6 protein-coding genes and 2 pseudogenes are annotated in these 7,278 nt (G+C 67.9%); 2 read left to right on the top strand and 6 right to left on the bottom strand.

Annotated elements, in window-relative coordinates:
* Positions 1-342: 342 nt before the first annotated feature.
* A pseudogene (locus ACFZBD_RS34875) lies at positions 343-847 on the top strand (IS5 family transposase); the annotation flags it as partial.
* 24 nt (positions 848-871) lie between these two features.
* Here the strand turns inward: ACFZBD_RS34875 and ACFZBD_RS34880 are convergent.
* Positions 872-1,052: pseudogene (locus tag ACFZBD_RS34880) on the bottom strand (transposase); the annotation flags it as partial.
* A 612-nt stretch (positions 1,053-1,664) separates the two neighbouring features.
* On the opposite strand from ACFZBD_RS34880, the gene ACFZBD_RS34885 reads away from it, so the two are divergent.
* The gene (locus ACFZBD_RS34885) at positions 1,665-3,281 is read left to right on the top strand and encodes a hypothetical protein (RefSeq protein ID WP_391147713.1); all 1,617 of its coding nucleotides are present in this window, start codon (positions 1,665-1,667) and stop codon (positions 3,279-3,281) included.
* 8 nt (positions 3,282-3,289) lie between these two features.
* Here ACFZBD_RS34885 and ACFZBD_RS34890 read toward each other — a convergent pair whose 3' ends face one another.
* The 5 genes from ACFZBD_RS34890 to ACFZBD_RS34910 form a co-directional block, all read right to left on the bottom strand.
* The gene (locus ACFZBD_RS34890) at positions 3,290-3,829 is read right to left on the bottom strand and encodes an alpha/beta fold hydrolase (protein ID WP_391147714.1); all 540 of its coding nucleotides are present in this window, start codon (positions 3,827-3,829) and stop codon (positions 3,290-3,292) included.
* Positions 3,830-4,362: 533 nt separating this feature from the next.
* Positions 4,363-4,746, bottom strand: coding sequence for a toxin Doc (locus ACFZBD_RS34895; RefSeq protein ID WP_391147716.1), 384 nt, complete (start codon positions 4,744-4,746; stop codon positions 4,363-4,365).
* Between the two features lie 3 nt (positions 4,747-4,749).
* The gene (locus tag ACFZBD_RS34900) at positions 4,750-4,989 is read right to left on the bottom strand and encodes an antitoxin MazE7 (protein ID WP_391147717.1); all 240 of its coding nucleotides are present in this window, start codon (positions 4,987-4,989) and stop codon (positions 4,750-4,752) included.
* Between the two features lie 695 nt (positions 4,990-5,684).
* On the bottom strand, positions 5,685-6,611 hold the full coding sequence (locus ACFZBD_RS34905; protein ID WP_391147719.1) for a hypothetical protein: 927 nt from the start codon (positions 6,609-6,611) through the stop codon (positions 5,685-5,687).
* Positions 6,612-6,710: 99 nt separating this feature from the next.
* Positions 6,711-7,112 carry a hypothetical protein gene (locus ACFZBD_RS34910; RefSeq protein WP_391147720.1) on the bottom strand — a complete coding sequence of 134 codons (402 nt, stop codon included), beginning with the start codon at positions 7,110-7,112 and terminating at the stop codon, positions 6,711-6,713.
* Positions 7,113-7,278: the final 166 nt, after the last annotated feature.

The following is a 7,278-nucleotide window of genomic DNA, read 5'->3' on the forward strand; positions in this document are numbered from 1 at the left end:
CAATCTCGCCAAGCGCATAACGGACGAGACCACACCAACCTGGCGAGGAACCTACTAGGGCATAAGCGGCAATCCGCCTAGATCAAACGCCCTCTAAGTGAGCGATTGGTTCGCCTATCGAATAGTTCATGACGATTTTTGAGCGGTCAGACACGAGCACCGAATCAAGCGAAGCGCCGGAAAAACGGCTTCTGCGGCAATCAGCCGACCACTTATGTGCCGGGTTCCTTACAAAAGCTCCCGTCTCATTTAGGAACCTACCGGTTCACGCGAGATTGAGAACGCACCTCCCTGTGCACCCAACACCCCCGCACACGCCCTGCTCAGGCTGGCCGCCACCGCATACGCAGGCATCATGCGCCCTCACGGCCTTACCCCAGCGACCTGTCCGACGCCCGCTGGGATTTCATCCGCCCCACCTTTGAAGCATGGCGCCAGGCCCGCAACGGCATCCGCAAACCCACCCACGACCTGCGCGCCCTGATGAACGCCATCCTCTACGCCGACCGCACCGGCATCCCCTGGCGCTACCTACCCCATGACTTCCCACCCCACCAGACCGTCTACGGCTACTTCGCCCACTGGGAGGCCGACGGTATCTTCGACCAGCTCACCGGCTTCTTAAGCGGCAAGGTCCGCCAGGCGGAAGGCCGCACCAGCGCAGCCCAGCGCCTGCTTGATCGAAAGCCAGAGCATCACAACCTCCGCCACCGTCCCCCTGACCAGCCAAGCCATCGACCCCGCCAAGAAAATCATCGGACGCAAGCGGCACATCGTCACCGACAGGCTCGGCGTCCTACCGGTCGTCGCCGTCACCGCCGCCAGCGTCCACGACGCCGCCGCCGGTGTGCGGGGTCCAGCCGGAGGCGTTCGACGACCCTGAACTGCGGGTCGCGGGAGCAAGGCCCGCGTAGGCGGCGAGGTGGTCGGCGGTCGGGAAAGGTGCTGCCGTCGCCGACCTCGATCAGGATGCGGGCTCCGGTCCTGACGCCGACTCCCGGCATCGACGGCAGGACCTTCGAAAGAGGGTGGGCGTCCAGGAGTTCCTCGATCGGCCAGGTCGTCGTCGAACCCGACGATCATCTCCAGCTCGGCGATCGTCTTTCGCTGTTGGGCATCGGCTTGTCGAAGACCTGTTTCCCGGCCGGGGTGAGCCCGTGACCGTGATGCGTGGTCTTGCCGACGTCCAGGCCGAGGCAGACGGCGGCTCTGCGGCGGCTGTCGGGCGCTCTGCGGGCGCCGCACCGCCCGCCCGCGTCTGCGCTGTGCCGTGTTCCCTCTGGTCGCAGCCCCGGCTGCTCCGGCAGAGCCGTGGGACAGGTGGATGAATCCCTGCATCCCGTCCCCGTCCCGTGTTCGTGCTGGACGGGCTGCCCGCCGGTGCACTTTGGTCCGCTTCGTGGACCGGTTGACCGATCGTTGCAGGCCCGGGTGCTTGTGACCCTGGGACTATCACAGCAGAAGCACGCTTCGGCGGGTGCCCTGCTGCCCACTGCGAAACCGAAGGTGCATAAAACATGAAGCTGGCAAAGCGACACGCGGCCCGTCTGTCGGTGCTCGCGGCTATGGGCGCGGCAGTTGCCGTAGCGGCGCTCCCGGGCCAGGTTGCTGCGGCTGAATTCCCCGGCGGTCTTACCCGTACGACGTTCAGTGCTGCAAGCACCATGCCGGAATCCGTCCAGCCGGCGCCGGGCGCTCTGCCCGGGGCGAGGGCTGCTGAGGAAGCCGCGGACGGCCTGACAGGAGCCCCGTCCGTCAGGGCCCTGGATGAGGGAGCGGGCGAACGCCCGGGCAGCGAGGTCAGACGCGATGCCGACGGCCGCATCGTGGAGGAGATCAGCCCCGGGGGCGCCAGGACCACGTTCGAGCGCGATGCCGCGGGACACGTCACGCAGGTCACCGCCTCCGACGGCAAGAACACGGAGCAGATCGGCTACACATACAATTCCGACGGACTGATCGCCACCGTCTTCTACCTGAACGACCCCGAGGCGACGAAGATCAGCTACACGTACGACACCCACGGCAACGTCACCCAGGTCGCCTACCCCGACGGCAAGACCCTGTCCCAGACCTTTGACAACCTCGGACAGCTGACGTCGGCCACCGACGCTGCCGGCGCGGCGACTGAATACACCTACAACGCCGACGGCACCATGAAGTCGGCGAAGCAGACCAGCGCGACGGGCGCTCCGATGGCGGAGGCCGCTTACACATACGACTCGCTGGGGCGCGTCATCTCCATCGAGCGCGGTAATGGCGTCACCACCCGCTTCGAGTACACGGACCTCAACCAGCCGAAGACCGAGAAGAGCACCCGCCCCGACGGCACAGTAGTCGCCGAGTCCACCTACACCTATACCTACGACGACGAGAACAGGCTCATCGCCCACGCCCGCACCGACCACCGTCCCGCGATCGATGAAGAAGGCCGGGTACTGGAGGGAGGCAAGCTGGTCACCACGAACGCCGCCTACCGCTACGACGACGATGGCTGGCTGACCCACTCCGACCTCCGCGACGCCAAGGGGAACCCCCTCCTGGAGACCGCCTACACCCTCAACGCCAAGGGCGACATCACCCGCGCCGAGACCACCAGCCACACCGACAACGGCCCCCGCACCACCGTGACCGAGAACGAGACCGACGCCTCCGGCAAGCTCCTGTCCGTCACGGTCGACGGGAACAAGACCGTACTCGAACGCGACGCCGCAGGAAACCTCCTCAAGGACGCCCGCGGCAACACCTGGACCTACAACGGCCTCCGGCAGCCGGTGAGCGTCACCACCCCCGACGGAAAGCGGATCGCGTACACCTACTGGGCCGAAGGCAACCGCAAGACCACGGTGATCGGCGAGGGCGAACAGCAGTCCACCATCGCGTACCACTACCAGCCCGGCGGCAACACCATCGCCAACGACACCTACACCGGCGCGGACGGCACCGACGCGGGCACCGCCTCCTACCTCATACCCGGCACCCCCGAAGCACGCACCTTCACCGGCGACGGCCAGCCCACCGGCGCCAGCGGCTACCTCCTGCACGACGGTTCCCGCAACACCACCGCCCAGCTCGCCGACGACGGCACCGTCAACGGGGCCAACTACTACACCGACTACGGACAGGTCATCACAAACCGCGGTACGCCCGTCACCCCGCGCCTCGACGGAGGTGCGGCCGCACTCGCCGCCCTCAACCCCTTCACCTACGGCGGCCAGTACACCGACCCGATCCTCGGAGCCCCGTACAAGCACACACTCCGCACCTACGACCCCAGCTGACAGCCACCTCACCGCCTCACCCGGATATGACATCCGGGTGAGGCGGCGGCTGCAGCTGCATCCGGCCAAGACGGGGACGTGTACTGCAAGACGGACAACTCCGGGGCTCTCACGGGCACACGGAGTTCACATTCCTCGGGTACACGTTCCGCGCCGCAAGAGCCTGTGTCGGCACGGGAATCTGTTTCTGTCATTTGCCCCGGCGGTCCGCAATCATGCGATGAAGAAGATCTGGCGAGCCAGTCCAGCGTCAGCGTATTGAACGGGTCCGCCTGTTCGATCTGCAGGTTGTGTCCGGCTACGTCGAGAACCGGGAAGCTCGCCAGTGGGTAGTGCGGCAGCAGCGCGAACTGGTCGAAGCAGCCGACGCTCTCGTCCTGCAGGCCGGTCAGGATCAGTGTCGGCCGCTGGAAGGGCTCGCCGCCCTCAGGATCCACAGAAAGCTGCCAGCGCTCTTGGATACGGGCCAGCGCCGCGGCGTCTGCCAAGTCGAGGCCGGGCAGGATTTCTTCCTTGAAACGCCGCACAGTCTCGGGGCTCTGCACCACTGCGACGCCCTCGAACTCCGCAGCGAGCCGGCGGTCCAGCGAAGTGACAGGTCGGCGGAACGGCGTTGGATTTAGAACGTGACCTACAAACCGGCCACGGTGACACCTCTGCTGGACGGACTCTTGCCTGGAACGCCGACCCGACACCGCTCTCCGGCGTTCCCGGGAGCGCCCTTTGGGCGGTGATGCTCGAGGACGAGGGCCGGGTGCGGAAGCTGACCCGCCACGGCGTGCGCTGGCGCGGCCGCACCTGCATCGCGGGATGGATGGCCGGCCAAGCCGGCCGAAGCGTGTCCCATCCGCCACATGCCCCCACAACCACGAGATCGAGATCTGCGCCCCCGCCGGACGACACCTCGGCACCGCCCACCTCGCCGAAGCCGCCACCCGAACTACTCGACGCACTGCGCCGCATCCGCACCACACGCGCCCGCCGCCTGCGGACGACGCAAAGAAGGCCGAAGCCGCAGGGGCCGGCGCAGTTGCTGGGAAGGTGGAGCCACAATAGGGCTCCACCTCCTGCACTCCTCGGTCTACGTCGTACTCCAAGAGCGCAGTTGCTTGGCGATGGCGTAGGAGTCCACGCGCAGGAGGCGGATGTCGTTGATCAGGTCGCGCCAGACCTCGAACTTCGTAGTGATGCGCTCACCGTGCATCTCCAGGTAGGCGACGGCGAGGGCGTGTCCAAAGAGCTCGCTCCGTGCCGGAAGGGGGCGGAGGAGCACGCACTCCTCCAAGAGCACCGCGGCCCGCCAGAACGCGTCAGGGTGGTTCTGGTCGTGTCGGGGAGGGTCGACCCTGTGACGGGCGGCCATGCCGACGAAGACCGAGAAGTCGTTGACCGCCAGATCACCGTCGAGCATCTCCTCCTGGCGCTCCAGGATCCAGCGGTAGTCGATAAAGTACTCGGCAGGCACAGTTTACGCCGCCCGCGAAGCTTGCCCGGCGGGCGCATGCCCGCCGAACTCGCCGTCGAACGCGGCGACCGTCGCCGGGTCGTTGATCACCCTGCGGAAAGCTTCGGCCCCGGCCTCCAGCACGCGCTCGCGTTTCTTCTCAGCGGCTACCCTCGCGAGGTAGTCGTCCAGCGATAGCCCCGCCTCGTCAGCCAAGGACTGCAAAACGTCCTTGGTGGTTTCCCTGATCTCGATGTCGGCCATCCAATGAGTATGCCCGGCGACGCTCGGCCAAGAGAACTCATCAGGCCACTACGTCCCTCTCCCCAGGTCGACAGCGCAGCCGGACGAGCATGCGCAGGTTCTGACCAGTACCGACCACCACCCTGCAGGCGCGCGCGATCGCGGCCGCGGTCACCTGCCTCCAGGCAGAGGCAGAAGAGTGGACGCGCCTGGGCGGACCCGCCGGCCCGGCCTTTACGACTGGGCGGTGCAGGCCATCCGCCGCCCCGCCGACATCAGAGAAGGACATGACGTGACCCATCGCCTGCCCGCGGCGGACCTGGCGGGATGGCCGCCCGCAAGACCCGCCCGCCCAAGGCCCGGCCACTCGCGCAGCTGCGCGTCCGGTGGAAGACGAGCGCGATCCGCACCTCCGGGGTGGCCGTCGACCCCCTCCTTGAGCAATACGCCCGTGCCGCGGCTGCGGCATGGGGCCCGGGTCGCCGCCGTGGTCGACGTCGCCCTGGCGGCCGTCGACGTCACCGCGACGGTGTTCGTGATGCCCCCGGCGGGCGGAGGGGCGCCTGACGTTTGTTTACGGGGCGGTGGCAATTGCGGCGCCGTGAGGCACGGTTGTTGGAACGGCCGCCGCTGCGGAGCGCGTAATGGCGCGAGGGCTGTGCGGCTCCTCCCAGTGGGCTCACGGTGTCGCCGCGCCGTGAGCCCACCCGGATGAGTCAGGCTACGTGGAGAGTCAGTGCTGCAGTGTGGAGCTTGCCACCGCTCTGGAACTGGAGGAACAGCCGCCAGTTGCCGGAGTCGGGCAGTTCGGCGTGGAAGGACAGGTCCGGACCGCCGCGGTTGCCGCTCACCTTTGTCTCCGGGTGGAGGTGGGCGAACGCCTGGTCGCCTTCGTGGAAGGCGGTCAGGTGAGCGTAGGTCTCGAGGTAGGGCTGCAGGCCGGTCACCGGCTTGCCGTCCTTGGCGACGCTCACGGTCAGTTCGGCGGCCTTGCCTGCGGTGTGGTCGCCCTTGACGGTGACGGTGTACCCGTCGACCTCGGTGCTGGCGGCCGCTGCCGGCAGGGGGGTGGCGGCAGCGTCACCGGGAACGGTGAGCGTGCGGCTGAGGACGAAGTCCTCGTTCTTGCGGGGACCGCTGTCGGGGATGAACGAGGCGAACACGCGCCAGCTGCCGGGCTGAAGAGACGCCGGGTCGGCGGTCCAGGTGCCGTCGGGCGCCATAGCAGGGTGGAGGGGCTGGAAGCCGCTGAGATCCGAGCGGATGGCGTAGAAGTGCATCCGCTTGGTCTGGTCCGGGGCGAAGGCGATGACGGGATTGCCGTCCGGACCGGTGATCGCGAACCGGTAGGCGACCGGCTTGCCGGCCGCCAGTGTCGTGTCCTGGCTGGTGAGGCGGTATCCCTGCTTGGTGTCGGACAGCCCGTTGGCGCCCGCCTGGTTCATGTCCATTCCGGCGGAGTGGTCCATGCCGGGCATGGTCTCGTGCCCGGCATGGGAGGAGGCCGTCGGCTTGGCTGCCTGGTCTGCGGCGGGCGCGGAGGAGTTGTCGGATCCGCAGGCGGCCAGCGTCAGGGCGAGCACGGCGGTTGCGCCGGCGGCGAGGAGGCCGCGTCGGCGGTAGCGGGAAGCGCAAGAAGTCATTTCAGGGTCTTTCGGGTGTGGCCGCACCATACTCGTGGTGCGCGGGTTGACGGGGCACGGGTGTCAGGCCGGCCCCGGGGCCGGCCTGACGGGTGCCTGTCAGGTCCGCGCCACGCACACCTGGAGCAGAAGGCTGCGGCCGCCCGGCGGTCCTCGCAGCGGTCGGTCGCCGCGGGGCACCTGCCCGCGCTGCAGTACGAGCATGGATGCCGCGATGGCCACGACGCCCACTGCAACGGCGGGCAGCGTGAAGCGGTGCGCTGGGGTGGAGACGCACGACTGCGCATGGCTGCCGGGCCCGGCCACCGCCGATGCCGGCCCGTGGGTTGCCTCCGGGGACATCGCCGCAGCGTGGCCGGGCATCGAGACGGATTCCGTCCCACTCGAGCAGCCGCTGGCAGCGGTGGCTGGCGAGCCATGCATCAGGAAGAGGCCGAACAGCACCACGCAGACGGCAAGCACTCGCGCGCCTGCCGAGATAAGGCTGTTGCCGCTGCGCACCGCCGCTCCCTGCCGCTGTCCCGGACTGCCGAATGGTGCAAAAGGTAGCAGCCGCGGCGTTGCGACGTTGTTAGGCACTGTTTCTTGGATCACGTTCGGAGCCAGATGATGAGGGCTGCGAGGGTGACGGTGCCGAGGTAGATGCAGGCGCGTTTCTCGTAGCGGG

Origin of the sequence: Streptomyces sp. NPDC008121 (assembly GCF_042957155.1) — a bacterium.
Taxonomy (GTDB): Bacteria; Actinomycetota; Actinomycetes; order Streptomycetales; family Streptomycetaceae; genus Streptomyces.

What these genes read in the sequence shown, in the direction of transcription:
- ACFZBD_RS34885 (WP_391147713.1), top strand. Translation starts at nt 1,665, where the DNA reads ATGCCGGAATCCGTCCAGCCGGCGCCGGGCGCTCTGCCCGGGGCGAGG.
- ACFZBD_RS34900 (WP_391147717.1), bottom strand. Translation starts at nt 4,989, where the DNA reads ATGGCCGACATCGAGATCAGGGAAACCACCAAGGACGTTTTGCAGTCC.
- ACFZBD_RS34905 (WP_391147719.1), bottom strand. Translation starts at nt 6,611, where the DNA reads ATGACTTCTTGCGCTTCCCGCTACCGCCGACGCGGCCTCCTCGCCGCC.